Here is a 24,637-nt window from a genome sequence, read left to right as displayed (position 1 = left end):
GGTCAGCTTTGTGACATGGAGCATTTGATAGAGTAAGTAAAAGCTAACGAGTTCAAGCTATTTAAACCGTTAGTTTTCATCTTAAAATCAAACTGCTGTCTATTTAGAGGAAGCTCGATTATGTTTATCAAAAAGTTACTAACGGTCTCTTGTGTGCTGTTAAGCATTGCCCAAGTTCAAGCTGAAACGGTATTGAAATACAGTGACCACCAACCTCTAAATGGCATGCGAATGCAGTTTCTGAATGAAGTGTTCTTTCCCGCGGTTAAAAGAGAGTCTAAAGGTCGAGTTGTCATCGAACGACATTGGGATGGCGAGTTAGCTGCTGCATACGATGCGTTACCAGCATTAAGCTCCGGTAAAAACGATATCAGCGTTATTGTTCCAGAATATAAAGCCAAAGAAATGCCTCTTCATCAGATATTCAAAGGTTTTCCAGTTGGGCCATCTGGTGCCAAGCAAGTTGAATTTTTCCGCGAAGTGTATGATCGAATTCCAGAGTTCAGCCAAGAGCTTGATAGTAATAATATCCGTCCCATCTTTTTATCAACCGGATTCCCTGCCGGATTTTTTGGCACTTCCGAATTACCGAATATTGCACAGATCAAGAATCAGAAATGGCGCTCAGCGAGTTTCTGGCACTTAGATTTTCTAAAAAGTGTGGGGGCAGAGCCAGTAAAAATGCATTGGGGACCAGAAGTATACGATGCCCTTGATGATGGTCGACTAGACGGAATCTTGGTTAACATCGACAGTGCCTATAACCTAAACCTTCATAAAACAGCGAAGCACTCACTTATTTCTCAACAACTTTGGTTAGGTCATTTATACATTATCGCCATCAATAATGACGTGTGGGAAAAGTTGGCAGAAGAAGACAAACAAGCCTTTAGTCGTGCAGCAGAATATTCTTATCGTTATTTGGGGCACTTAATGGACAAACGTTACGCCGAAATGGTGAGCCTGATTAAAGAGCAAGGAAACTCTGTTAGAGAGCTGACGGATGAAGAAATTAAAGCATGGGCAAAAACGTCTGATTTTGCTGCACACCAACGTGACTGGGCGAAAAACTTGCCAAGCGACAATCAAACTGCCTTTAGCGTTATTGATCGTGTCACTCAAATCCTTAATACATACAACCATTAAGTAAACAGGTTAATATTAAGGTTACCAGTAGCATCATTTTCTTGTTTGCAGGATTTTATCAATAAGTGGTCATTAAACACCATGACGTTTGATTAGCTTTAACCTGAGGTGACGTTACCTAATATAAGCAGCACTTTTATTAGGTAACGCGGGTGAGGGGTTATTCCTTACCTATTGAGCCAATCTTATGAATGGATAAGTCGGCACCGTTAAATTCCTCTTCTTCGCTGAGGCGTAATCCATTCACTGTTTTCACTATACCATACACAGCAAATCCGCTTGCTGTTGCAATGACGATTCCTGCTAGGCTTCCTATTAATTGGGAGGTAAAGCTAACACCACCAAGTCCGCCTAGCGTTTCGGAACCAAAAATGCCAGCGGCGATGCCACCCCATGCACCACAAACGCCATGCAAAGGCCAAACACCTAGCACGTCGTCAGTGTGTTTGAATTTTTGTTGGATGTGTGTGAATAAAATAGTGAAGATTGCTCCAGCTATCGCGCCGGTTACGAGGGCGCCAATTGGGTGCATAATGTCTGAACCCGCGCAAATTGCCACCAATCCAGCCAGTGGTCCATTATGAATAAAGCCTGGGTCGTTTTTACCACACAACATGGCTGCGATAATACCGCCCACCATAGCCATTAATGAGTTAACAGCAACCAATCCACTGATGCCGTCTAATGTTTGTGCCGACATGACGTTGAAGCCAAACCAACCGATACATAAAATCCAAGCCCCTAAAGCAAGAAAAGGAATGTTAGAAGGGGCGAATGCCACCAGTTTTCCATGTCTAAAGCGACCACGTCGAGTGCCTAATAATATGATGGCTGCCAATGCGACCCAACCGCCAAAAGCGTGTACGACGACCGAACCAGCAAAATCATGAAATGGCGCACCGAAGTGCGTTTCTAAAAGATCTTGGAAGCCATAATTGCCATTCCAGACAATCCCTTCAAAAAACGGATAAGCCACACCAACAATGATCGCGGCTGAAACCAGCATCGGGTAAAACTTGGCGCGTTCAGCAACACCACCGGAGATAATCGCAGGGATGGCAGCGGCAAACGTCATTAAGAAGAAGAATTTCACCAGACTGTAGCCATTTTCTTGAGCCAACACGGCTGCGCTGTCAAAAAAAGTCACGCCGTAAGCGATGTGGTAGCCAATAAAGAAGTACACAAGCGCAGATACGGCGAAGTCCGTCATTATTTTAACTAATGCGTTGACTTGGTTTTTATGACGGACGGTTCCGACTTCGAGAAAGGCAAACCCTGCATGCATGGCAAAGACCATGATGGCGCCAAGAAGTATGAAAAGCGTATTTGAGCTGGAAACCAGCATTTCGACTGCACTGTTTGTGGGTGACACGGGGCGACTCCTAATGTTCTTTTTGCACTGTTATGGTTATAACGCCTGATCTGATGCTCTTTTTTGGGGCTTTTTGGGTGCCTTATCATAGAGCGACAAATGTATTTCATAACAACTAGCAATAATTGTTCCATGATGCTTTTTTTTGGTGCTTTCGGTGTTTTTTTCTTAATGCTTGTTCTAAATTGGTGCTTTTTTGTTTTTCTTGGTTTGTTCTGGGAATATGAACCGAAGCCAGTTAATGAATGTATCCGCAATCAAGTTACCTTTTTTAACAATACTCTTATGCAGATACTTTCTATTTTATTTCTAACGACTTATTATCGAGAAGTAAGTATATTTTGGAATGCTAATGTTTCATTCTTAATACACTTAATATTGAATCGTTGCTTGAGGTCAAATTCATTTTGGCTAAGTTAAAAGATTGCTCATTTAAGAGCAGCATAAAATGAGGTTATTATGTCAGGTCAGTTAGTATCAGGTATTGTTAAGTGGTTTAACGACGAAAAAGGATTTGGTTTTATTGAGCGTGAAGGCGGAGCAGATGTTTTTGTTCACTTCCGTGCAATTAATGGTAATGGTCGCCGCACTTTGCAAGAAGGCCAGAGCGTTACATTTGAAGTGACTCAAGGCCAAAAAGGTCCTCAAGCCGAAAATGTTACCATCGTATAATTGAATCTTTGATATTCTCAAAGACCATGCTTTTTCTTGGCCTTATTGGCGATAGATAAGCATGGTTTTTTTATGCCTTAAATAAATGATATGTAGAAGTTAGGAGGGTGCTTGTTACCTGTTTTGTATTCCTTTAGGCGCTGCCCTTATGCGATTCGTGCGAGATACACGATTGCGTATTTGAATGTTCCAGTGAATCTCAGGGAGGTCGTGCTTAAAGCGAAACCTGAAGCGCTGCTGTCATTAGGGGAGGTCGAGTGTGCCGCAGCTGGTTGATATGGATGGTGCGCGTTATCCTGAAAGTATGGATATAATCTTATGGGCTTTATCCAAAAGTAATAATCGAATCAAGGTGAATAGCGTATGGCCTTCTGATGCGTGTCAGCGTAATAAGATGAGCGCTTGGATCAGATATAATGATGTGTTTTTTAAAAAATGGTTGGATCGTTATAAGTACGCCGATCGCTATACTGAATTCAGCGAATCCTATTACTTTGCTCAATGCGAGGTATTTTTAAGGCGACTGAATCGTCGTTTGGGTTTGCGTTCGTATTTAATGGGGGAGAAGTTGAGTGTTGCGGATATCTCGGTATTCCCATTTGTGCGTCAGTTTGCGGCGGTGAATCAGAAAAGATTTGATGAAAGTGAATACGATAATGTCAAAAAATGGTTGTCACTATTTTTAGACTCTGCACTCTTTAACAATGTGGTTATGAAGAAATATCCGATGTGGACAAGCGAGCAAGAAAACGTGGTGTTTCCTGCCCGCTGAATACAAACGTACCTTTAAATTAATTAAACCGAAGGTCAGTCAATTAAGCCAAAGGTCACCCAATATAAGAAACTTGGGTCCGCATCACTGGGAAGCGTTAGCGGAATAAAGTTTCCTTGCTCGTCTAGGTGTGTAGATTTTGGGAAGTTTTGTTTTAATACCGCGAGGTTTGTCTGCGCTAAATCGGCCTGTTGCAAATCCTTGTAGGATTGCACGCTGATCGCTAACGCTTCTTCTACTGATTGGGTGCTAGGGAAGTGCAAAATCACTTCTTGGCTGCGACGCAATGCAGAAAGTGGGGCTTTTCTTTTTAAGTAATAACGAGCCACTTGCAGTTCGTGTCGTGACACCATTTCGCGAAGGTGATACATACGAGCTTTCGCGTCAGGGGCATACTTGCTTTTTGGGTAGCGAGAAGTGAAGTCTGCCAGTTCGTTGAAGGCTTTTGACAGCTCCTTTGAGTCTCTTTCACTTGGGTCTAAGTCGAGGTAACGAGACATCAGGCTTTCGGCGCCTTTATAGGTAGACAGGGCCCGCATGTAGTAAGCGTAATCAATAGAGTCGTGCTCGGGGTGGTTCTTGATGAACCGCTCTGCTGTGGCGTGCGCAGCGATAAAGTCGCTTGCTTCCATTTGAGCATAGATGAGGTCGAGTTCGGCGCGAGTGCTAAACTCACCAAACGGATAGCGAGAATCTAAGTCTTTTAGATGTTTGATCGCCGTTGAAGGAAGATTTTCCTCTAACGCTTGTTGAGCTTTGTCGTAATAAACTCGTTCAGGGAGGTCGGGTTCTTGTACTGGCTGGCTAGAGCAGGCCACAATGAACAAAGAAAAACTTACTATTCCAGAGAATCGGAGCAACGAGTGATGAAATCCCATGTATAATCAAAACCTTGATATGGTAGTAGATTAGCCTCAATCGGCATTTTGTAGCGTTAAATTGCGAAAGATGATGAAGTGCAAGGCGCTACACGTTTTTTCACTTTCAGCCAATGATAAAATTATTGCGCTGAAAACAACAGATTAAAGTACATTGTATGGCAGAGCGAATAGTAAAAGAAGCCCAAGTTCCCTTCGATTTAGGAGGGAGCCGATTTGATCAAATCGCAACAGAATTGTTCAGCGACTATTCCCGTTCTCGTATCCAGACTTGGATCAAAGAAGGGGTTTTGAAAGTTGATGGCAAAATCACTAAGCCAAAAGAGAAGTTATTTGGTGGTGAGGTTGTGACTCTTGATATCGTGATTGAGGCGCAAGCGGATCATGAAGCGCAAGAAATGGCGCTCGATATTGTCTATGAAGACGACGATATCATCATTATTAATAAACCTGCTGGTTTGGTTGTTCATCCTGCTGTAGGCAACCGAGACGGCACCTTGATGAATGCGATTCTTCATCACGCACCAGAAACCGCTCATATTCCAAGAGCGGGGATTGTCCATCGTCTGGACAAAGAAACCACAGGTTTGATGGTGGTTGCTAAAACATTGGCTGCGCAAACAGATTTGGTTTTTCAGTTACAAGAACGCAGTATGGGGCGCGAATATGAAGCCATTTCCATTGGTGTCATGACCGGCGGCGGTGTCGTTGACGAGCCAATCGGCCGCCATCCCCATAATCGTCAAAAGCAAGCAGTTGAGCCGGTAAACGGTAAGGACGCTGTGACTCACTACCGTTTAGTAGAGCGCTTTAAAAATCACACGCACATTCGTTTGAAGCTTGAAACAGGGCGAACGCACCAAATTCGCGTGCATATGGCGTTCATCCAATACCCATTGGTGGGCGACCCGCAATATGGCGGTCGCCTGAAAATGCCAAAAGCGTGTTCTCCTGAGTTGCAGGACGAATTGCGTCACTTCCGTCGTCAGGCGTTGCATGCTAAGAAGCTAGAGCTTTCTCACCCTATTACAGGTGAGTGGATGCAATGGGAAATTGATTTACCAGATGATATGAAGCAGCTTTTGGACGCGCTTAAAAGGGATATGGTGGAGTCGGGCAGTAACGATTCCGAATATTTCTAAGCATAGGGTATTAACAGAGGCAGCTTCGAGCTGCCTTTTTCATTTTTGGTTCCGAGGATATCGATGTCTGCAAATAGTGCTTCTTTTATTTTGCCTACTTGGCCTGCGCCAAGTTCTGTTCGTGCTTATGTGTCTACGCGTATTGGTGGAGTAAGCGGTGCGCCATATGATGCGCTGAACTTAGGTCTTCACGTTCAAGACGACCCTGTTGCTGTTGATCAAAATCGACGATTGTTTGCGTCCTATATTGATATGCCGGACTCTGCGATTTGGTTAAATCAGGTTCATGGTACAGAAGTTGTGACCCTGCCTTGCGAATATTTGCCAGCGGCAGCGGACGCCGCCATGACGAGAGACGTTAATCAGGTGTGTGTGGTGCTGACAGCTGACTGCTTGCCGGTTTTCTTTTGCGATCAGGCAGGAACGCAAGTGGCAGTAGCGCATGCTGGCTGGCGTGGTTTGTGTGCCGGTGTGTTGGAATCCACATTGGCCAAGTTTGACGATAAGAGCAAGGTGATGGTGTGGCTGGGGCCTGCAATTGGTCCAGATGCTTTTGAAGTGGGAGACGAAGTAAAAGAGGCCTTTGTTTCTGTTTTGTCTGAGGCGAAGGAGGCGTTTAAGCCTTCTGGCGAAAGTGGTAAGTGGCTGGGCAACCTGTATATGTTGGCTGCGCAGCGATTAAAAAAGCTGGTGTGGAGCACATTTATGGCGGTGATTACTGTACTTTTCGCGATGTTGAGCGTTTTTATTCTTATCGACGAGAAGCTGTAACGGGGAGAATGGCGTCTGTTATTTGGTTGGATAGGTAAAATTTGATGGGTTTTACTGATCAGTGTCAAAAAAATGACACTGCCAATCTTGAAAAGCTGAAATTGGGGATTATTAAGCTATTAATTGACCAGTTCATCTTATGTTTATTAAAGGATGTCAGATTATGCGTATAGACCGCTTAACCAGTAAATTACAGCTTGCCCTTTCCGATGCTCAGTCCGTTGCGCTTGGGCAAGATCATTCTTACATTGAGCCGCTTCACTTAATGATGGCGTTGTTGGATCAGCAGGGTGGAAGTACTCGCCCTATTTTGCAGCAGGCAGGGATACCTGTGGCCAAATTTCGAGATGGCCTTAATGAATTATTGACGCGCCTGCCAAAAGTGAATGACCACGATGGCAATGTGCAGATGTCTCCTGAGTTGGGTCGATTACTGAACCTTGCAGACAAAGAGGCGCAGAAGCGAAAAGATCAGTACATTTCCTCTGAGCTGGTATTAATGGCGATGTTTGATGGCAAAGATGATCTTGCTAAAAGCCTTAAAGCCAGTGGCGTGACCAAGGCTGACATTGCGGTGGTGATAGATAATATTCGCGGTGGTGACTCTGTGAATGACCCTGATGCGGAAGAAAGTCGTCAAGCATTGGATAAATACACGGTGGATTTAACGGCGAGAGCGGCGGAAGGTCGGCTTGACCCGGTCATTGGGCGCGATGATGAAATTCGTCGAACGATTCAAGTTCTGCAGCGTCGACGTAAGAATAACCCGGTTTTAATCGGCGAGCCTGGTGTGGGTAAGACGGCTATTGTAGAAGGGTTGGCACAGCGAATCATTAACGGTGAAGTGCCAGAAGGGTTAAAAAACAAGCGTGTACTTTCACTTGATATGGCGGCGTTAATCGCGGGGGCTAAGTATCGCGGTGAGTTTGAAGAGCGTCTAAAAGCCTTGTTGAATGAATTGGCTAAGCAAGAAGGCCAGGTGATTTTATTTATTGATGAAATTCACACCATGGTGGGGGCGGGTAAATCAGAAGGCTCTATGGATGCCGGAAATATGCTGAAACCTGCGCTTGCCCGTGGCGAACTGCATTGTGTTGGGGCCACCACGTTGGATGAATACCGACAGTTCATTGAAAAAGACGCGGCTCTGGAACGACGCTTTCAGAAAGTGTTGGTGGAAGAGCCAAGTGTTTTGGATTCCATCGCTATTTTACGCGGTCTAAAAGAGCGTTATGAAGTACATCATGGTGTGGATATTACCGATTCGGCCATCATAGCGGCAGCGAAACTGTCGCAACGTTACATCACAGATCGTCAATTGCCGGACAAAGCCATTGATTTGATCGATGAGGCAGGCAGTCGTATTCGCATGGAAATGGACTCTAAGCCAGAAGACATGGACCGTTTAGAGCGTCGTTTGATTCAATTGAAGATTGAAAAAGAAGCGCTGAAAAAAGAGAAGGACAAAGCGTCTAAAGTGCGTCTGGCTGAGCTTGATCTTGAAATAGATGGCTTGCAGAAGCAATTCTCAGATTTAGAAGAAATTTGGAACGCTGAAAAAGCCGCCGTACAAGGTGCACAAAAGCTCAAGGAAGAATTGGAGTCTGTCCGTCAGGAAATGGAGGAGGCTCGTCGTAGTGGTAATTTGGCGAAAATGTCTGAGTTACAGTATGGTGTGATTCCCATGCTGGAGGCTGAGATTGAAAAAGCCAGCAAGGCAGAAGAAAGTACGGAAACGCTCTTGTTAAAACGACGAGTAACAGAAGAAGAGATTGCTACTGTGGTGTCTCGTTGGACGGGAATTCCCATAGATAAAATGCTGGAAGGTGAGCGTGATAAGTTGTTGCGCATGGAAGAGGCATTGCATGAATCCGTAATGGGACAGGATGAAGCCGTTTTGGCGGTCTCTAATGCGGTGCGTCGTTCTCGTTCTGGCTTGGCTGACCCAAACCGACCTAATGGCTCATTTTTATTCCTAGGGCCTACAGGCGTGGGGAAAACGGAACTGTGTAAGTCTTTGGCGAAGTTTCTTTTTGATACCGAGCAGGCGATGGTACGGATTGATATGTCTGAGTTTATGGAAAAACACTCAGTGGCCCGTTTGATTGGTGCGCCTCCAGGGTACGTGGGGTATGAAGAAGGTGGGTATTTGACGGAGGCAGTAAGACGTCGCCCCTATTCCGTGTTGCTGCTTGATGAGGTCGAGAAAGCGCACCCAGATGTGTTCAATATTCTTTTGCAAGTCTTGGACGATGGTCGCCTAACCGATGGACAAGGTCGCACGGTGGATTTTAGAAATACAGTGATCGTGATGACGTCTAACTTGGGGTCGGACTTTATCCAAGAATATCGGTCTGCGGATCAATATGAAGAGATCAAAGCCAAAGTGATGGGTGTGGTAGGGACGCATTTTCGCCCTGAATTCATTAACCGTATTGACGAAACGGTCGTGTTTCATCCGCTAATGAAAACGCAAATTAAAGGTATAGCAGCGGTTCAGTTATCTCATTTAAATGAGCGTTTGGCTGAAATGGGAATGACACTGACGTTAACGGACACGGCTTCAGATCAATTGGTCGAAGTGGGTTATGACCCCGTGTATGGTGCAAGACCGTTGAAGCGAGCTATTCAGAAATGGATAGAAAACCCATTGGCCAATGAGTTATTGTCCGGTCATTTTGTTACGGGTGATGAGATTGTTGCCGATGTTATTGATGGGCAAATTGGCTTTTCAAAAACCAATTAGTCTTCGATTGTAGTCATAAAAAATCCCGCTGAATGATGATTCATGATTCAGCGGGATTTTTCGTTTCTATATGAGGTGCTTAGAAATCAACAAACACGCCGATGAAAGCGCCTTTTGGCTCATACTTGCCAGCCGAAGAGAAGTCTTCTGTTACTGTGCGGTAGCCTGCTTCAATGCCTGCAAATATTAGAGGTTGGAATTTGACTTTAAAGGTCGTGTCAGTAATGTCTGCATCGCTTCCGCCGCCAGTCTTAACTTCACCGCCAACAGACAGTGCTGTTCCTGGAATACTCACGTAAGCGGACACATAGCCTAGAGGATAAGTGCCATCAATGTCAGAATTGCCTGCGTCATCAATCTTGCGGAAAGTAACACCTGCATCAAGATCCAACCACAATAAACCATCAAGAAACTCATAATAAAGAGTGTAGTCATTGTAGGAAAGGTCAAGGTTGGAGTCGCCAAATTTCTTTAGACTTTGATTTTGTAGACGAATATTTGGAATGACTGGGATTGGGTGTTCAATCGCAACACCAAAGTATGAGTTAAAATCTTCTCCATCGTTAGTGATGAAAGATCCAGTCTCAGCGGTTAAACCAAGAACATCGGCATGCGCAGCGCTTGCCAATAAAGCGGTTGAGAGTAAAAGGGCTGATTTCATGAGTATTGTCCATTAACAAGTTGAGAAGAGTTTGTATAATTATAGGACGTAGAAAAACAAAATCCAGTGAAATAAAGGAAGAGTGTCAGTTACTTGAAAGGATCGAGAAGAATTGGCTGGGGTAGAAGGATTCGAACCTACGCATGACGGGATCAAAACCCGTTGCCTTACCGCTTGGCTATACCCCAATAAAGGATTTCTTTTATAAGTTGGTGGCTATGACTAGATTCGAACTAGTGACCCCATCATTATGAGTGATGTGCTCTAACCAACTGAGCTACATAGCCTTAACTGTATATATAATAAACGCGTCGATGGCTGGGGTAGAAGGATTCGAACCTACGCATGACGGGATCAAAACCCGTTGCCTTACCGCTTGGCTATACCCCAACATATCGAATTGTTGGTGGCTATGACTAGATTCGAACTAGTGACCCCATCATTATGAGTGATGTGCTCTAACCAACTGAGCTACATAGCCGTTCGTCTGTTGGCTGGGGTAGAAGGATTCGAACCTACGCATGACGGGATCAAAACCCGTTGCCTTACCGCTTGGCTATACCCCAACAGACTGACACAAAAACAGTTTATACAAATCGATCTACTGCCTCTGTGGCGCGATATTATTCATATAACTTGTTAATGGGTCAAGTGTTTTCTTAAAATGTTTTTTTAAAGGTTAAACATTAAAGCGGAAATGCATGACATCACCGTCTTTTACAATGTAGTCTTTGCCTTCAAGGCGCCATTTTCCGGCTTCTTTTGCGCCACTTTCGCCTTTATATTGGATAAAGTCGTTGTAGCTAATTACCTCGGCGCGGATAAAGCCTTTCTCGAAGTCTGTGTGGATCACACCAGCGGCTTGTGGGCCGGTTGCGCCTTGTTTTACTGTCCAAGCTCGAACTTCTTTGACGCCTGCTGTGAAGTAGGTCTGTAGGCCTAATAGTTCATAGCCTGCACGTATTACACGGTCTAGACCTGGTTCTTCCATGCCCATCTCATCAAGAAACTCTTGCATCTCTTCGGCGTCTAGTTCAGAAATTTCAGCCTCTAACTGGTTGCAGATTGGAACCACCATGGCGCCTTCTGCTTCTGCAATTTCACGCACTTGGTCAAGATGCGGATTGTTTTCAAAACCGTCTTCCGCCACGTTGGCAATATACATGGTTGGTTTGGTTGTCAATAAGTGCAATGAGCGGACTTCTTTCTTCTGGTCGTCTGACAAAGACATAGAACGTACTGGCAAACCGTCTTCTAGGTGAGCTTTGATGCTTTCTAGGAAGGCTTTATGGGCAATGGCGTCTTTGTTGCCGCTTTTTGCGTTTTTCGCGGTACGGAACAGTTGCTTATCAATGGATTCGATGTCAGCAAATATCAGCTCAAGGTTAATGACTTCAATGTCTAATTTTGGGTTTACGTGATTTGAAACGTGAATGACGTTTTCATCTTCAAAACAGCGAACTACGTGAGCAATTGCATCTGTTTCACGAATGTTAGCAAGGAATTTGTTGCCAAGGCCTTCACCTTTTGATGCGCCCTCTACTAGGCCTGCAATGTCAACAAATTCCATTGTAGTAGCCAGTACACGCTCTGGTTTAACAATCTCTGCTAGTGCATCCAGACGTGGATCAGGCATAGCGACAACACCAGCATTTGGTTCAATGGTGCAGAATGGGAAGTTTTCAGCGCCAATGCCTGCTTTGGTTAATGCATTAAATAGAGTCGATTTACCAACGTTAGGTAGCCCAACGATGCCGCAATTAAAACCCATAGTGAGATTCCTAATTAAATGATTATGCTTTGAAGCTATGAAGTTGATTCATCACGGCGTTTAGGTTGCCGCGAACGATGTCATCAATATAGCGTAATGATTCGTCGATTGTCTGTTCGATCTTTGCGTAGTCGTCAGGCGCTGCTTTTTTTAGTACATAGTTAGCGACTTGGCTTGCATGCCCTGGATGGCCAATGCCAATTCTCAGGCGGCCGAACTCTCGGTTATTGGCAAGCTTTGCAATGATGTCTTTTAATCCGTTGTGTCCACCATGGCCGCCACCCTGTTTCAGTTTTGCGGTGCCCGGAGCGATGTCTAATTCATCGTGGATTACTAGAATTTCTTCTGGAGGGATTTTGTAAAACTGGCTGACAGCCTGAACCGCTTTGCCACTTAAATTCATATAGGTGGTGGGAATAAGGAGATAGCACTCTTCACCAGCTATATAAACTTTGCCAAATTGGCCGAAAAACTTCTTTTCAGAACGAAGAGAGCATTGGCTCTGACGAGCCAATGCCTCAATCCACTGAGCGCCTGCATTATGGCGAGTGTTCTCGTATTCGCTGCCTGGGTTTCCCAAGCCTACTAATAATCTGAAACCTGCCACAATGCTGCCTTCAATGAGATCTTAACGTTTAGACTTACCGATACGAGCGATAGGTTGGTCGTGATCTTCGCCTTTCAACAAAGAAACCAACTCTACGCCTTCAGGAAGGATAACATCAGATAGGTGGAAGATTTGATCAAGTTGGCCTTTGATCACGTCTACTGTCAATACAGCAGGTAGGTTCGCTGGCAAACAACGAACTTCAGCCAATTTAGATTCAACAGTCAAACGACCACCTTGCTTGCTAACACCTTCACTTTGAGCGGCGTTGATGAAGCTTAAAGGAACACGAGTTGTGATCACTTTGTCAGCTTGAGCGCGCTGAAGGTCCATGTGCATTACAGCGCCAGTAGATGGGTGACGTTGTAGGGCTTTAACAAGAACTTGCTCAGTTTTACCTTCAACTGTTACTTCAACAAGGCCAGTCAAGAAGCCTGGAGTGCCAACAGCTTTAAGTAGTTCGTTGTCTTTCAAAGAGATAGATACTGGAGCAGTCTCACCGCCATAAATAACAGCTGGCACTAGGCCTTCGTTACGAAGGCGGCGGCTCGCACCTTTACCTTCTTGAGTACGTGCTACGGCATTAATAGATAATGACATGGTAATTTCCTAATAATAAATAAAGTTTGTGCCCAGAGATGCGACCCGCTCCGAGCGTTAATGTTTGGCTTAGGCCCCAAACATGGCACTGATAGACTCTTCGTTGCAAACGCGACGAACAGCCTCCGCCATAATGTCAGACATCGACAATTGGCGTATTTGAGGGCAGTTAAGCGCCTCTTGTGTCAATGGGATGGTATCAGTCACGACCAACTCATCAAGCACGGAATTCTTAATGTTTTCAATGGCTTTGCCAGACAGTACTGGGTGAGTACAGTAAGCAAGCACTTTGGCAGCGCCGTGTTCTTTTAGCGCTTTTGCTGCGGCACATAAAGTACCACCGGTATCACACATGTCGTCGACAAGAACGCATGTTTTGCCTGCAACGTCACCGATCAAATGCATGATCTGTGCTTCGTTGGCTCGCGGACGACGCTTATCAATGATAGCTAAGTCCGCATCATCAAGTAGTTTTGCAAAAGCACGAGCACGAACAACACCACCTACATCAGGTGAAACAACCGTGATGTTTTCATGGCCTTGACGCTGCAAATCGTCAAGTAGTAAAGGGGTTGCATAAACGTTATCAACAGGGATATCAAAGAATCCTTGGATTTGGTCTGCATGTAAATCAACCGTTAATACGCGATTGATGCCAACGGCAGAGATCATGTCTGCAACCACTTTTGCTGTAATGGGCACACGAGCAGAACGTACGCGACGATCCTGACGAGCGTATCCAAAATAAGGAATAACAGCAGTGACACGAGTGGCGGACGCACGGCGTAACGCATCTGCCATGACGATAAGTTCCATCAAGTTGTCATTGCTAGGTGCACAGGTAGATTGGATAATGAAGACGTCTTTACCTCGAACATTTTCATTGATCTCAACGGTAATTTCTCCGTCGCTAAACTTGCCGACTGTTGCGTTACCAATAGGTAATCCTAGACGGCGAACTACTCTGCGAGCGAGTTCAGGGTTTGCATTACCGGTAAAAACCATCAACTTGGACACTGTGTATACCCTTTGTATTTTGTAGCGATGAAACAGACTGGCTGAGAAATAGTGGCTTCGAAAAGCGACAGACTACCCTCGATTTTGCTCAATCCACTGGCTAAGCGCATCATGTGTAGGAGAAGTGTTACAACCGCGGCAAACCCAACTCTGCCATTTATTTGGTGTAAGCGATCTTACTCGTTCTGCGTCGCGCATATTATCAAATGCTAAAAAGAGGCAAGCGCCAGTTCCTGTCAGCTTCGCATCCCCATGATTTTGCAACCATAAATACGCTTCTTCGACTTCAGGATTGTGCTTTTTTACCACGTCTAAGCAATCATTATGCCCACCCAGCTTCAAGGCGTGCGATATTCTGATGGGAGGGGTGTCTCTTGTCAAATATTTATCGGTAAAAATTTGACCAGTTGAGACGTGACAATTGGGTTTGAGCAGTAAAAAATAGGGGTCTTCAGTTCCACTTTTTGCAGCTTTTCGCCAACCCCTTCAGCAAAGGCCGCAAAACCCATAACAAAAACAGGGATATCAGCACCTAATTGCACGCCCAGCTCAGCGAGCTTTTCCAATGGGAGATGGCATTCCCATAGGACGTTTAAGGCCAGTAGGGCGGTGGCTGCGTTTGAGCTGCCGCCGCCAATTCCGCCACCCATAGGTAATTGTTTTGTCAGGATAATATCGATGCCGAAATGGGCGTCTTTTTTATAGGGCGTGAGCAATTTTGCGGCCTTATAAATTAGGTTGTCCTCAGCTGGTAGGTTCTCGATTATCGGCGAAATAGTGATCTGATTGTTACGTGTCAATGTGAAGTCAATGGTGTCGCACAGATCAATAAATTGGAACAGCGTTTGCAGTTCATGATAGCCGTCTTCTCGTCGGCCAGTAATGTGTAAAAATAAATTTAATTTTGCGGGAGAAGGTAGTCGCATCTTAGTTACTGAATAGTCCATTGATTGATGATTAGGTTTACTTTAAATGGAGGGTTAGAAACCTGCATTTTTTGTGGCAAGGACAAGCCATCTACTTTTGTGAAATTGCTGTAAGTGATGAGCCAACCGTCTTGTTCTATTTGATTGGGTAATTGGCTGTCAGCGTTCTTGGTAATGGTGGCGGATGAGTTAGGTGACGCCAAACCTCTTATCCAGTAGGTGACTTGCTGAACTGGAAACTCCCAGCCGAGCTCTTGTTGTAGAAGTGTGGCTGGGTCGTTGCCTTTTACCACGGTATCTTCATATGACAAGGTGACAGCCCCATCGACAGATTGATCAAGCTTGGTGGCGCCCTGTCCAAAAGGTCCCACGATGTTTAGTTCAAATGTATCTGGGGCTTTTTGCCAAGAAAAGTTGCCAGACACCGCGTCATTTTGGGTACGAATGCCGACGCGGCCAGAGGTTTCCCATTTCGATATGGCTTGAACATTCTCTGGTGGAGGGGTGATCGGTCCTGTGGGGCGTGTGCTACAGGCACTAATCAGTGCGGTGAAGGCGATAACGCCAAGTGTGCGATAATTCATTATGGCTTGTCCTGTGTTAAGTCTTCAAGTAACGACGGTGACAGTCGTTTTATGGTGTCGAGTAATAGCGGTGTATCTGGCGCTGTTTCTAGTGCTGTTTTCCATATGGATAAGGCTTCTTTGTAGTGTCGCTGTTTCCATAAAGATTCGCCGTAATGCGCTGCGATTTCTGCGTCTGGTAATATCGACCAGGCCTTTTTTAAGTAATAAGAAGACTGCTCTAACTCTCCTTTAAGGAAGAATCCCCACCCTAAGCTGTCGATAATAGCGGGGTCTTCATTGTTTTTATCGTACGCAGATTCGATGTAGCGCATGGCTTCATCGAGTCGATCTGTTCTGGTGAGCAACGTATAGCCAAGAGCGTTTAAATATTGAGGGTTATCCGAGTCTTTTTGCAATAATGTTTTTAGTTCTGACTCGGTAATATCCCAGTAGCCAAGGGTGTCGGCAAGCAAGGCTTTTCTGTATCGTAATGGCGCGGATTCAGGAAGGTTTACAAGGGCGTTGTTTACCAGTTCGTAGGATAAATCCGTTTGACCCTTTTCTTCATGAAGGTGGCTGATGGCAGCGACTTGTTCTGGCATGTTTTCACGCGGTGTTCTGCGCAGAACCATAGTGTTGATGTCCTGCTCTTTGCCTTCTTCATAGAACCATATGGCCAATTGATTGGTGGCGTTGGCTCGTAATGTGCCGTCCACTTTTTCCATGGTGTCGATGGCTTGTGGCTTTTGCCCTAATTGTGCAAGCGCAATAGCCGTTAAATAATTAATTTGATCCGAAAGGCCAAGCTGCTTTTGGGGTAAGCTGCTGGCGATTTGCAATGCCAGTTCAGCGTGTTGGTGTTCCAATAGTGTTCGCATTAAGTTTATGCCAACTTGTAGCTTTTCAGGCGTGTCTAGCGCTGCGGTTTGATAAATGTCCACTGCACTTGTGGGTTGGTTGTCATCTACGAGAAAGTCGATCAAGGGCGTTAAGAGCCTAGTGCTCTTTGGTTGTTGTATGAGTGCTGTTTTGAGCGTCTTGATTGCGTCTTCAAGCAGGTCCAGATTTTTTTGGCTGAAGGCGAGAATAAGGTACAGAGCCTCGTTTTTAGTCATCCCATCTTTGGATAATAACTGTTCAGAGGTGGTAATGGCCTGCTGGTATTTTCCTGAAAGCAGCAATAGATGAGCGTGGCTTAACTGAATATTGGGATTGTTCTGATTCTCCATAGGAAGCAATGAAATGGCTTCTTCTATTGTAGAAACCTGATCGTTTTCACGAATGTTTTCTTCTAGGTATAGGGGTAGGAATCGCAATGATACTTTGTGTCTCATGGCGTTTATTAGCAAGGTTGCCACTTCTTCTGCACGGTTGTCTTTTATGAGAATTTGCAGCTTCAATGAATAAGCTGTTTCTGACGAGGGAGCCGCGGCCAGCCAGAGATTTGCGCTTCTTTCTATGTATAGGTGATTTTGAGACAACAATGCAATGTGTGTTAGTCGTTCGATTAAGTCGATGTTGTTAGATTGGCTGGCGAGTGCATAAAAAGACTCGAAGGCTTTGTTTGGCCCTTCTCTTTGTAATATGAACTCTGCGTTTAGCAAGGCTTCGATGTCGGTATTGCTTGCAGAAGAAACGGGGTGGGGTGCTTGAGTTGCCAATGACGCGGCATGGGGCGTGGTCGTATCATGACTGCAGGCCGTCAACAACGGCACGCTCAGGATAATAAAAAGAGACAGCCGTTTTTTCGCTGATGCACTTGCGCGAACTTTTTGTGTGAGCCTAAAAACAAAAGGCATGCGTTTTCTCAATACTAAATTCATACAACCCTTATGGTATCGCTAGCGGCACGTTATGTCAGGCATAACTATAAACTAATCCTATTACTTTTATTGCTCATATGGGGTGCGAAAAAAAGCGAATTTCTCGTATAATGTGTCTTCTTTATGTAAAGAGTCATGTTGGAGCCGTGCTTGCTCCTGTCATTACCTTAAGATCTCGATCTTTGAGAAGAGCCCTGAATGCCGCTAATTACTGTAGGTGTGAATCATAAAACTGCGCCAGTCTCGATACGTGAGCGCGTGGCCTTTGCGCCTGAAAAAATGATAGACGCCTTGTCTTCGCTTATTGCGGAGAAAAGAGCCAATGAGGCCGTCATCGTTTCGACTTGTAACCGTACGGAATTATATTGCTCGGTTGAAGACGCCACTAAAATAGAAGAAGTAATTGCTTGGTTGGGGGAATATCACGGTATTGCCTTGTTAGAATTACAGCAATACTGCTATACGCACAGTGATGATGACAGTGTGCGACATGTGATGCGCGTGGCATCAGGTTTGGATTCCTTGATATTGGGTGAGCCGCAAATTCTCGGGCAAGTGAAGTCCGCGTACGCTGTTTCACAAGAAGGATCCTGTATTGGTCCTGAGCTGGAATCCCTGTTTCAACGCACTTTTTCGGTCGCTAAACGTGTTCGTACTGATACGGCAATTGGTGAAAATCCGGTGTCGATTGCGTTCGCGGCGGTGAGTCTTGCACAACGTATTTTTGCAGACATTCGAAACAGTACCGCATTGCTGATTGGTGCTGGGCAGACGATTGAGCTGGTCGCAAGGCATTTGAAAGAAAATGGTATTAAACGAATTATTGTTGCGAACCGAACCTTGGCCAGAGCGGAAACGTTAGCAAATGAATTGAATGCTGAAGCCATTATGTTGGGTGAGATCGGCGACTATTTATCTCAGGCCGATATCGTCATTTCTTCGACGGCGAGCCAATTGCCCATTATAGGTAAAGGCATGGTAGAGCGTGCAACGTCGAAACGTCGCCATTCTCCCATGCTATTGATCGACATTGCTGTTCCTCGCGATATTGAACCGGAAGTGGATGAAGTCAACGACGCTTATCTTTATACGGTGGATGATCTTCATTCAGTGATTGAAGAAAATGTCAGAGCAAGGCAAGATGCGGCAAAAGCCGCAGAGCAAATGATCGAAGAAGGCGTCGACGCTTATCGTCGCGTGGTGGAGTCGAGAAAAGTGTCGGACTTGATTGTCTCGTTTAGACAGTCTGCCGAAGCGGTAAAGAATACAGAATTAGAAAAAGCATTGAAAAGTCTTGAAATGGGACAGTCTCCTGAGCAAGTGGTTAGTAAGCTTGCGCATGGTTTAATGAATAAACTTATTCATGCCCCAACACGTTATTTACGTGATGCTGGGGCGGACGCAGACCAAGACGCATTAACCATTGCCTCAAATGTATTGGGCATCTACGAAGAAAAAGACAATTAAAAAATGAAAGAATCGATAAAGTTAAAATTAGAAAGTTTATCTGATCGTTATGATGAGTTAGCGGCGTTACTGGGTGTGGCCGAAGTCATTATGGATCAAGAATTGTTCCGTGCTTATTCAAAAGAGTACGCTGAGCTTGAGCCTGTGGTGAAATGTTTTAATGAGTTTCAGCAAATCGACGAAAACATCGCCGAAGCTGAGTTGATGATGACCGACGCTGATCCAGATATTAAAGAGATGGGCGTTGAAGAATACAAAGCTGGGCAAGCGCAAAAAGAAGAGCTGCAGCTGGTTCTACAAAAATTATTGTTGCCTAAAGACCCTAACGATTCTCGCAACGTCTTCCTAGAAGTGCGTGCCGGAACGGGCGGTGATGAAGCGTCGATATTCTCCGGTGACTTATTCCGCATGTACTCTCGTTATGCCGAGACACAGCGCTGGAAGGTGGAAATTGTTAGTGCCAGTGATGGCGAGCACGGTGGCTATAAAGAAGTCATCGCTCGTATTGTGGGCGAAGGTGCGTATTCTAAACTGAAGTTTGAATCTGGCGCGCATCGAGTACAGCGTGTTCCAGCGACCGAGTCTCAGGGGCGTATTCACACTTCGGCCTGTACCGTTGCTGTCATGCCTGAGATGGATGAAGTGGATGACATTATCATCAACAAATCCGATTTACGTATTGATACTTTTCGAGCCTCGGGTGCGGGCGGTCAGCACGTCAACAAAACCGATTCTGCTATTCGTCTGACGCATATCCCAACGGGTGTTGTGGTCGAGTGTCAGGAAGAGCGTTCACAGCATAAAAACCGCGCCAAGGCCATGTCTTTGCTAGCGTCTCGTTTGCAAGCGGCCGAATTGGAAAAAGCGGCGAGTGAGCAATCTGAAACACGTAAATCCCTCGTCGGCAGTGGTGATCGCTCTGAGCGTATTCGTACCTACAATTATCCACAAGGCCGAGTGACGGATCACCGTATTAACTTAACCTTGTATAAGTTGGATGAGATCGTAGCAGGGGATTTGGATGTGTTAATCAATCCATTGGTCAATGAATTCCAAGCAGAGCAATTAGCGGCACTGAGTGGTGATAATTAATTTCGTTTTTTTTGCTGCTTACACTATCAAGGTAATCATCGCGTATGCGAATAGATGAACTGCTTAAAGGCGCTTTCGAGCGCCTTACTTTTGCGTCTGCAACGGCGCAGTTAGACGCTCAGCTATTACTGGCACATGTTTTGTCGGTTTCAACATCGTATTTTTATACGTGGCCAGATAAACAAGTCGATGCGGCTGATATCGAACGATTTAATACGTTATTGACTCGACGGGCGCAAGGCGAACCCGTAGCGTATTTGCTAGGACATCAGGCGTTTTGGAGTCTGGAGCTGGAAGTTGCGCCTTGTACCTTGATCCCTCGTGCGGACACTGAACGCTTAGTGGAAGTGGCATTGTCTGTGCTGGATGTGAGCAAGACAAGCCGGATTCTTGATCTTGGTACCGGAACGGGTGCGATTGCGTTATCACTTGCAGCAGAGCAACCTAAAGCGGCCGTTGTTGGCGTAGATCTAATTGAAGAAGCCGTTGAGTTGGCAAAACGTAACGCCTTACGAAACAAGATAGACAATGTGGCCTTCATGCAAAGCCGTTGGTTTGATGCGTTGGAAAACTGTGAGCCATTTGATTTGATCGTTTCAAATCCACCCTATATTGACCCAAATGACGTGCATTTGTCGCAAGGTGATGTGCGCTTCGAGCCGAAAAGTGCATTAGTCGCTGACAATCATGGCATGGCGGATATTGAGCATATTATTCAGTCTGCACAGCGTTTTATGAAGCACAATGCCTATTTGATGTTTGAGCATGGATATGATCAAGCGGCGGCAGTGCGCGAGGCTTTAAAGGCCGCGGGATTTGTTGGTGTAGAGAGTTTTCAGGATTTAGGTCAGAACGACCGAGTGACTATTGGGCAATATCCATAGAAGCAGCAAACGCAGTCGTTAGTGTTTACTGCTTCTATGGGCGTTATTTTTTAGGTTGGGCGCTTTCTGGGCGAATAAAGACGGGACTGTCTTTGGTTGATTGTTGAGGGTCGTAACGATAACCCGCTAAATCAAATGCTTGAAGTTCCTCTAAGGTGTCGCAGCGATTTTCAATCAGGTAGCGAGCCATCAAACCACGGGCTTTTTTTGCATAAAAACTGATGACTTTGAACTTGCCATTTTTTTCGTCAAGAAAGTTCGGTGTGATTAATGGCGCCGTTAGCTTTTTCTTATTCACTGCTTTGAAGTATTCATTGGACGCCAGGTTGACCAATAGTTCGCCTTCATCAAGGGTCTCGTTAATCTTGTTAACGATAATATCTCCCCAAAATTGATAAAGGTTAGTACCTCTCTCGTTTTTGAGACTGGTGCCCATTTCTAGACGGTAGGCTTGCATTAAATCTAACGGCTTTAGCACTCCATATAAACCGCTTAAAATACGCAAAGACTGTTGGGCATATTGCATGTCGTTTTCTTTTAATGAATAAGCGTCGAGACCAGTATAGACGTCGCCCATGAAGGTATAAATGGCTGGACGGCTGTTGTCTTGGGTATGTTCTTTTTCCCATTCTTGGTAGCGAGACACGTTGAGTGTGGCAAGTTTATCGCTGAGTTTCATTAAGGAAGCGATGTCGGCTGGTGTGTATGGTTTTATGGTGGTGATGAGTTGTTGTGCCTCATCTAATAGCTCTGGGGAGCTGAATTGACTGACCGTAGGTGCTGATGTTAAATCCAGCGTTTTGGCTGGTGAGATTAAAAACTTCATAGTTATTCCATTGGCTTGATCATTGCGTTTCCTAAAGATTATCCATAGAGTGTCGATAGATATCCAGACAATGCTTTAATAGAGATAATTTATGAAGAATAATCTGATACCATTTCCTGTCGCTCGTCAGCCTAGCAACGAACAAGAAAGCTCACTTACGCCAAGTGACGAACTTCTTGCTCTGCGTGAAGCATTTGACCAAGCAAGAGCTGATTGGGTGGTTGAGATTGCTGAGTTGCCTGAAAATAATAAAGTATATAGTGGCTCAAAAAAATAATTAGAATAGTTCTGTTGTTTTTCTAATGGGCTGCCTGTTTAAGGTGTAATCCCCATGCTGTTGTTCCTTGTTCGTCACTCTCTTCCTTTCATGTTTGTTTTTGCTATTCTGGGTTTCTTATTGCCTTCTGTCTCACTGGCATTTTTTCCTTTCCTTCCGGTCGTGCTTTTTACGCTAATGACGTTGACGTTATTGGGTATGAAGCAAAATGTACTCATTCAGCGATTAAGACGTTTTTCCATATGGCGTTATGCTATTTTGCATTCCGCTGTGTTTATGTTGGTGGTTGGTGCTATTGGTTGGGCGCTTTCGTTTGAAGCTGACCTTCTGTTGGCTGTGGTGGCGGTTGCCGCTACAGGGTCTTTGTTTGCGACTCCGGCGATAGTAAAGGCGCTGGGTTTTGATAGCTTACAAGCAATGGCCATGACTATCGCGACCACACTGGTTCTCCCCGTGTCCATTTTTGTTGTGCTAGTACTGTATCAGACTGAAAAGGTGGAGTTAGATTGGGGGAGTTACTTCATTCGTCTAATCGTATTTATCTTCGGCCCAATGCTGTTTTCATTTCTTGTTCATTGGTCGTTGCCAGAAGAGTCTCTAAGTCGCTTTCTAGTAAAAATATCCCCTTTTACAATTTTGCTGGTGTTTGCTTTTCCTTTTGGTTTGGTTGGAAGCTTTCGTGTGCTTTTTGATCATGATCCGATGATGGCGCTGAATTATTTTATGATTGCCACTGGCTTGTGCGCGGTGTTTTTTGCTTTGTCATACTTTTTTTACCGTAAACAGGGGCAAGATATCGCTTTAACGGCCGCGATTACATCGGGAAACCGAAACGTCTTGCTGACATACAGCATCGCTGGTGTGTTATTAGGACCTGCATTTTTACCATTGGCGGGTGCTTTACAAATCCCTACATATTTATTACCTGTTTTTACTCGCTGGTTAAACAGATGCTTACTAAAGTTAAATAACAGCAAAGACTAATGTGCTTCGTTTACACTTCCTACTAAGATGATTACGTTGTCTGATGGGACGTGTCTTACCATTTTTCTATAAGGATAGTTATTCGATGCGTAAGAATATGCCAATCACAAACCAAGAAAAAACCTTCGATCAAAACGAGAAACTCATTTCTACAACGGATTTAAAGGGCAAAATTGTCCACTGTAATGATGCGTTTGTAAAAATCAGCGGTTTTGATAAAAGCGAATTAATCGGTAGCCCTCACAATATTGTTCGTCATCCTGATATGCCTAAAGAAGCGTTTCAAATCATGTGGGACACGCTTAAACAAGGTAAGGCGTGGATGGGGTTGGTGAAAAATCGTTGTAAGAATGGTGATTTTTACTGGGTAGATGCCTATGTGACGCCGGTCACTGACGCTGGAAAAGTGGTTGGCTATGAATCCGTTCGAACGGTTCCTAGTCGAGCGGATGTGGCTAGAGCAGAAAAGATTTATCGACGCATTATTAATGGTAAGAACGTCATGCCTCGCGCTTATTTGTCTTGGCGAGTCATTTTACCTGTTGTCAGTCTTATTGCTGCAGTGATTGCAGGCAGTATTGATATTCGTTATGGGGTGGGTGTTTTGCTTGTTGGCAGTATCGTGGCCAATGGTTTGTTTTTATTGAATCACACAAAACTGCAATCTATTTTAAGAAAGCGTTTATCAACGTCTTTTTTGCATCCTTTGGCCGGTATTACCTATTCAGACAGTGCCTTGGATATCGCTACACTGGATGTTGGTGTGAAAAGTTTGCTGTCCCGAATGGACGCGGTTCTGACCCGATTTGAGGATGAATCGTTAAAAGTGTCCGCTCAGTCCAAAATTGGCCTTAAGCTCACCATTGAAACAACAAAAGGCATGGTGAGTCAGCAGCATGAAACCCAAGACGTGGCTGCCGCTATGCAAGAAATGACCACAACGATTAATGATGTTGCTCAGCATGTTCAAGCAACATCAGACAGCGCTAAATCGTCTTTTGAGTCGGCGAAAAGCGGTCAAATCATTGTCAATGAAACTCGGCATTCAATACGTCAATTGAGTGAGACAGTAAATGACATTAGTGCAACAGTTCAAGAGTTGGCGGACCACTCTGAAAAGATAGCGCAGGTTGCGCAAATGATTGATCAAATTGCCGAGCAAACGAATTTACTGGCGCTAAATGCCGCGATTGAAGCAGCAAGGGCGGGCGAGCATGGTCGAGGATTTGCCGTTGTGGCGGATGAGGTGCGCCAATTGGCACAAAGAACACAAGGGTCTACCCAAGACATACACCATATTATTGAGACGTTACGCAGCGGGGCCAAAAACTCGGTGTCTATTGCGAACCGAGGCAAGCAAGATGCCGTGCTTGGATTGGAAAAAATCGTGGAGATGGAGAGTTCTTTTGTGAGCATCGTTGAAGCGGTGTCAAATATTTCGGATATGGCGATTCAGATGTCGGCGGCCGTGGAAGAACAGGCGCATGTGTCTGAGGACATAAATAGACAGGTTGTGCGCATTTCTGACTTATCTGTGCAAAGTTCTGAGAAGTCTAATTTATCCAGTGACAGTATTCGTTCGCTGCAAAATGTGGCGGACAATATGCACGAGCTGGTGGTTCGCTTTAAATAGAAAA

The 24,637-nt window shown here is 44.9% G+C and carries 22 protein-coding genes, 5 tRNA genes and 2 pseudogenes; 13 read left to right on the top strand and 16 right to left on the bottom strand.

Going from position 1 to position 24,637, the window contains the following annotated elements:
* The first annotated feature begins 120 nt into the window (after positions 1-120).
* Positions 121-1,146, top strand: a complete 1,026-nt coding sequence (gene dctP, locus N5P32_RS10390) for a TRAP transporter substrate-binding protein DctP (protein ID WP_265729006.1) — start codon at positions 121-123, stop codon at positions 1,144-1,146.
* Positions 1,147-1,306: 160 nt separating this feature from the next.
* Here dctP and N5P32_RS10385 read toward each other — a convergent pair whose 3' ends face one another.
* Entirely contained in the window at positions 1,307-2,518 is a 1,212-nt protein-coding gene (locus N5P32_RS10385) for an ammonium transporter (protein WP_265729005.1), read from the bottom strand.
* A gap of 459 nt (positions 2,519-2,977) precedes the next feature.
* Between N5P32_RS10385 and N5P32_RS10380 the strand changes: the two genes are divergently transcribed.
* From N5P32_RS10380 to N5P32_RS10370, 3 genes are all read left to right on the top strand, one after another.
* Entirely contained in the window at positions 2,978-3,190 is a 213-nt protein-coding gene (locus N5P32_RS10380; protein WP_265729004.1) for a cold-shock protein, read from the top strand.
* A 111-nt stretch (positions 3,191-3,301) separates the two neighbouring features.
* The gene (locus N5P32_RS18035) at positions 3,302-3,466 is read left to right on the top strand and encodes a glutathione S-transferase N-terminal domain-containing protein (RefSeq protein WP_322783857.1); all 165 of its coding nucleotides are present in this window, start codon (positions 3,302-3,304) and stop codon (positions 3,464-3,466) included.
* Positions 3,450-3,962, top strand: a complete 513-nt coding sequence (locus N5P32_RS10370) for a glutathione S-transferase C-terminal domain-containing protein (RefSeq protein ID WP_265729003.1) — start codon at positions 3,450-3,452, stop codon at positions 3,960-3,962. The genes N5P32_RS18035 and N5P32_RS10370 overlap by 17 nt, the downstream gene beginning before the upstream one ends.
* A gap of 35 nt (positions 3,963-3,997) precedes the next feature.
* On the opposite strand, the gene N5P32_RS10365 is transcribed toward N5P32_RS10370, so the two are convergent.
* Positions 3,998-4,840 carry an outer membrane protein assembly factor BamD gene (locus N5P32_RS10365; RefSeq protein WP_265729002.1) on the bottom strand — a complete coding sequence of 281 codons (843 nt, stop codon included), beginning with the start codon at positions 4,838-4,840 and terminating at the stop codon, positions 3,998-4,000.
* A 158-nt stretch (positions 4,841-4,998) separates the two neighbouring features.
* On the opposite strand from N5P32_RS10365, the gene rluD reads away from it, so the two are divergent.
* The 3 genes and pseudogenes from rluD (at position 4,999) to clpB (ending at position 9,499) form a co-directional block, all read left to right on the top strand.
* On the top strand, positions 4,999-5,982 hold the full coding sequence (gene rluD / locus N5P32_RS10360; RefSeq protein WP_265729001.1) for a 23S rRNA pseudouridine(1911/1915/1917) synthase RluD: 984 nt from the start codon (positions 4,999-5,001) through the stop codon (positions 5,980-5,982).
* 63 nt (positions 5,983-6,045) lie between these two features.
* Positions 6,046-6,791, top strand: a pseudogene (gene pgeF, locus N5P32_RS10355) (peptidoglycan editing factor PgeF).
* 125 nt (positions 6,792-6,916) lie between these two features.
* Complete coding sequence (gene clpB, locus N5P32_RS10350; RefSeq protein ID WP_265729000.1) at positions 6,917-9,499, top strand: ATP-dependent chaperone ClpB; 2,583 nt, start codon at positions 6,917-6,919, stop codon at positions 9,497-9,499.
* A 79-nt stretch (positions 9,500-9,578) separates the two neighbouring features.
* Here clpB and N5P32_RS10345 read toward each other — a convergent pair whose 3' ends face one another.
* The 13 genes and pseudogenes from N5P32_RS10345 to N5P32_RS10285 all read right to left on the bottom strand — a co-directional run bounded on the left by N5P32_RS10345 (position 9,579) and on the right by N5P32_RS10285 (position 17,470).
* Positions 9,579-10,160 (bottom strand): TIGR04219 family outer membrane beta-barrel protein, encoded by a 582-nt coding sequence (locus tag N5P32_RS10345; RefSeq protein ID WP_265728999.1) that lies wholly within the window; start codon positions 10,158-10,160, stop codon positions 9,579-9,581.
* Between the two features lie 113 nt (positions 10,161-10,273).
* A tRNA-Gln gene (locus N5P32_RS10340) sits at positions 10,274-10,348 on the bottom strand.
* A gap of 22 nt (positions 10,349-10,370) precedes the next feature.
* Positions 10,371-10,447 (bottom strand) — tRNA-Met (locus N5P32_RS10335).
* A gap of 28 nt (positions 10,448-10,475) precedes the next feature.
* Positions 10,476-10,550 (bottom strand) — tRNA-Gln (locus N5P32_RS10330).
* 14 nt (positions 10,551-10,564) lie between these two features.
* Positions 10,565-10,641: transfer RNA gene (locus N5P32_RS10325), tRNA-Met, on the bottom strand.
* 10 nt (positions 10,642-10,651) lie between these two features.
* Positions 10,652-10,726, bottom strand: a tRNA-Gln gene (locus tag N5P32_RS10320).
* Between the two features lie 113 nt (positions 10,727-10,839).
* Positions 10,840-11,931 carry a redox-regulated ATPase YchF gene (gene ychF, locus N5P32_RS10315; RefSeq protein ID WP_265728998.1) on the bottom strand — a complete coding sequence of 364 codons (1,092 nt, stop codon included), beginning with the start codon at positions 11,929-11,931 and terminating at the stop codon, positions 10,840-10,842.
* A gap of 22 nt (positions 11,932-11,953) precedes the next feature.
* Positions 11,954-12,538, bottom strand: coding sequence for an aminoacyl-tRNA hydrolase (gene pth, locus N5P32_RS10310; protein ID WP_265728997.1), 585 nt, complete (start codon positions 12,536-12,538; stop codon positions 11,954-11,956).
* A gap of 21 nt (positions 12,539-12,559) precedes the next feature.
* A complete protein-coding gene (locus N5P32_RS10305) occupies positions 12,560-13,138 on the bottom strand; it encodes a 50S ribosomal protein L25/general stress protein Ctc (protein ID WP_265728996.1) in 579 nt (192 codons plus the stop codon).
* 69 nt (positions 13,139-13,207) lie between these two features.
* A complete protein-coding gene (locus N5P32_RS10300) occupies positions 13,208-14,155 on the bottom strand; it encodes a ribose-phosphate diphosphokinase (protein WP_072842118.1) in 948 nt (315 codons plus the stop codon).
* Positions 14,156-14,227: 72 nt separating this feature from the next.
* Positions 14,228-15,102 (bottom strand): annotated as a pseudogene (gene ispE, locus N5P32_RS10295) (4-(cytidine 5'-diphospho)-2-C-methyl-D-erythritol kinase).
* Positions 15,087-15,665, bottom strand: coding sequence for a lipoprotein insertase outer membrane protein LolB (gene lolB, locus N5P32_RS10290; RefSeq protein WP_265728995.1), 579 nt, complete (start codon positions 15,663-15,665; stop codon positions 15,087-15,089). Before lolB ends, ispE begins: the two are co-directional and overlap by 16 nt.
* Entirely contained in the window at positions 15,665-17,470 is a 1,806-nt protein-coding gene (locus N5P32_RS10285; RefSeq protein ID WP_265728994.1) for a tetratricopeptide repeat protein, read from the bottom strand. Before N5P32_RS10285 ends, lolB begins: the two co-directional genes overlap by 1 nt.
* 198 nt (positions 17,471-17,668) lie before the next feature.
* Between N5P32_RS10285 and hemA the strand changes: the two genes are divergently transcribed.
* The 3 genes from hemA to prmC are packed head-to-tail and all read left to right on the top strand — an operon-like array spanning position 17,669 to position 20,913.
* A complete protein-coding gene (gene hemA, locus N5P32_RS10280; RefSeq protein WP_265728993.1) occupies positions 17,669-18,937 on the top strand; it encodes a glutamyl-tRNA reductase in 1,269 nt (422 codons plus the stop codon).
* A 3-nt stretch (positions 18,938-18,940) separates the two neighbouring features.
* Positions 18,941-20,029, top strand: a complete 1,089-nt coding sequence (prfA, locus tag N5P32_RS10275) for a peptide chain release factor 1 (protein WP_265728992.1) — start codon at positions 18,941-18,943, stop codon at positions 20,027-20,029.
* A gap of 44 nt (positions 20,030-20,073) precedes the next feature.
* Positions 20,074-20,913: a peptide chain release factor N(5)-glutamine methyltransferase gene (gene prmC / locus N5P32_RS10270; RefSeq protein WP_265728991.1), complete on the top strand. Its 840-nt coding sequence runs from the start codon at positions 20,074-20,076 to the stop codon at positions 20,911-20,913.
* A 43-nt stretch (positions 20,914-20,956) separates the two neighbouring features.
* Here prmC and yaaA read toward each other — a convergent pair whose 3' ends face one another.
* A complete protein-coding gene (yaaA, locus tag N5P32_RS10265) occupies positions 20,957-21,739 on the bottom strand; it encodes a peroxide stress protein YaaA (RefSeq protein WP_265728990.1) in 783 nt (260 codons plus the stop codon).
* 91 nt (positions 21,740-21,830) lie between these two features.
* Between yaaA and N5P32_RS10260 the strand changes: the two genes are divergently transcribed.
* The 3 genes from N5P32_RS10260 to N5P32_RS10250 all read left to right on the top strand — a co-directional run bounded on the left by N5P32_RS10260 (position 21,831) and on the right by N5P32_RS10250 (position 24,633).
* A complete protein-coding gene (locus tag N5P32_RS10260) occupies positions 21,831-22,016 on the top strand; it encodes a hypothetical protein (RefSeq protein ID WP_265728989.1) in 186 nt (61 codons plus the stop codon).
* Positions 22,017-22,070: 54 nt separating this feature from the next.
* On the top strand, positions 22,071-23,000 hold the full coding sequence (locus tag N5P32_RS10255; RefSeq protein ID WP_265728988.1) for a hypothetical protein: 930 nt from the start codon (positions 22,071-22,073) through the stop codon (positions 22,998-23,000).
* Positions 23,001-23,085: 85 nt separating this feature from the next.
* Positions 23,086-24,633: a methyl-accepting chemotaxis protein gene (locus N5P32_RS10250; protein ID WP_265728987.1), complete on the top strand. Its 1,548-nt coding sequence runs from the start codon at positions 23,086-23,088 to the stop codon at positions 24,631-24,633.
* Positions 24,634-24,637: the final 4 nt, after the last annotated feature.

Source organism: Marinomonas pontica (assembly GCF_026191375.1).
GTDB lineage: Bacteria > Pseudomonadota > Gammaproteobacteria > Pseudomonadales > Marinomonadaceae > Marinomonas > Marinomonas pontica.
The sequence above is the reverse complement of the archived record's forward strand: the minus strand, read 5'-3'. Positions and strand labels throughout refer to the sequence as shown.

Bases quoted from the DNA above. Each gene is read 5' to 3' on its own strand.
- dctP (WP_265729006.1), top strand. From the start codon at position 121: ATGTTTATCAAAAAGTTACTAACGGTCTCTTGTGTGCTGTTAAGCATT.
- N5P32_RS10380 (WP_265729004.1), top strand. From the start codon at position 2,978: ATGTCAGGTCAGTTAGTATCAGGTATTGTTAAGTGGTTTAACGACGAA.
- N5P32_RS10365 (WP_265729002.1), bottom strand. From the start codon at position 4,840: ATGGGATTTCATCACTCGTTGCTCCGATTCTCTGGAATAGTAAGTTTT.
- rluD (WP_265729001.1), top strand. From the start codon at position 4,999: ATGGCAGAGCGAATAGTAAAAGAAGCCCAAGTTCCCTTCGATTTAGGA.
- clpB (WP_265729000.1), top strand. From the start codon at position 6,917: ATGCGTATAGACCGCTTAACCAGTAAATTACAGCTTGCCCTTTCCGAT.
- N5P32_RS10345 (WP_265728999.1), bottom strand. From the start codon at position 10,160: ATGAAATCAGCCCTTTTACTCTCAACCGCTTTATTGGCAAGCGCTGCG.
- ychF (WP_265728998.1), bottom strand. From the start codon at position 11,931: ATGGGTTTTAATTGCGGCATCGTTGGGCTACCTAACGTTGGTAAATCG.
- N5P32_RS10305 (WP_265728996.1), bottom strand. From the start codon at position 13,138: ATGTCATTATCTATTAATGCCGTAGCACGTACTCAAGAAGGTAAAGGT.
- lolB (WP_265728995.1), bottom strand. From the start codon at position 15,665: ATGAATTATCGCACACTTGGCGTTATCGCCTTCACCGCACTGATTAGT.
- N5P32_RS10285 (WP_265728994.1), bottom strand. From the start codon at position 17,470: ATGAATTTAGTATTGAGAAAACGCATGCCTTTTGTTTTTAGGCTCACA.
- hemA (WP_265728993.1), top strand. From the start codon at position 17,669: ATGCCGCTAATTACTGTAGGTGTGAATCATAAAACTGCGCCAGTCTCG.
- prfA (WP_265728992.1), top strand. From the start codon at position 18,941: ATGAAAGAATCGATAAAGTTAAAATTAGAAAGTTTATCTGATCGTTAT.
- prmC (WP_265728991.1), top strand. From the start codon at position 20,074: ATGCGAATAGATGAACTGCTTAAAGGCGCTTTCGAGCGCCTTACTTTT.
- yaaA (WP_265728990.1), bottom strand. From the start codon at position 21,739: ATGAAGTTTTTAATCTCACCAGCCAAAACGCTGGATTTAACATCAGCA.
- N5P32_RS10260 (WP_265728989.1), top strand. From the start codon at position 21,831: ATGAAGAATAATCTGATACCATTTCCTGTCGCTCGTCAGCCTAGCAAC.
- N5P32_RS10255 (WP_265728988.1), top strand. From the start codon at position 22,071: ATGCTGTTGTTCCTTGTTCGTCACTCTCTTCCTTTCATGTTTGTTTTT.
- N5P32_RS10250 (WP_265728987.1), top strand. From the start codon at position 23,086: ATGCGTAAGAATATGCCAATCACAAACCAAGAAAAAACCTTCGATCAA.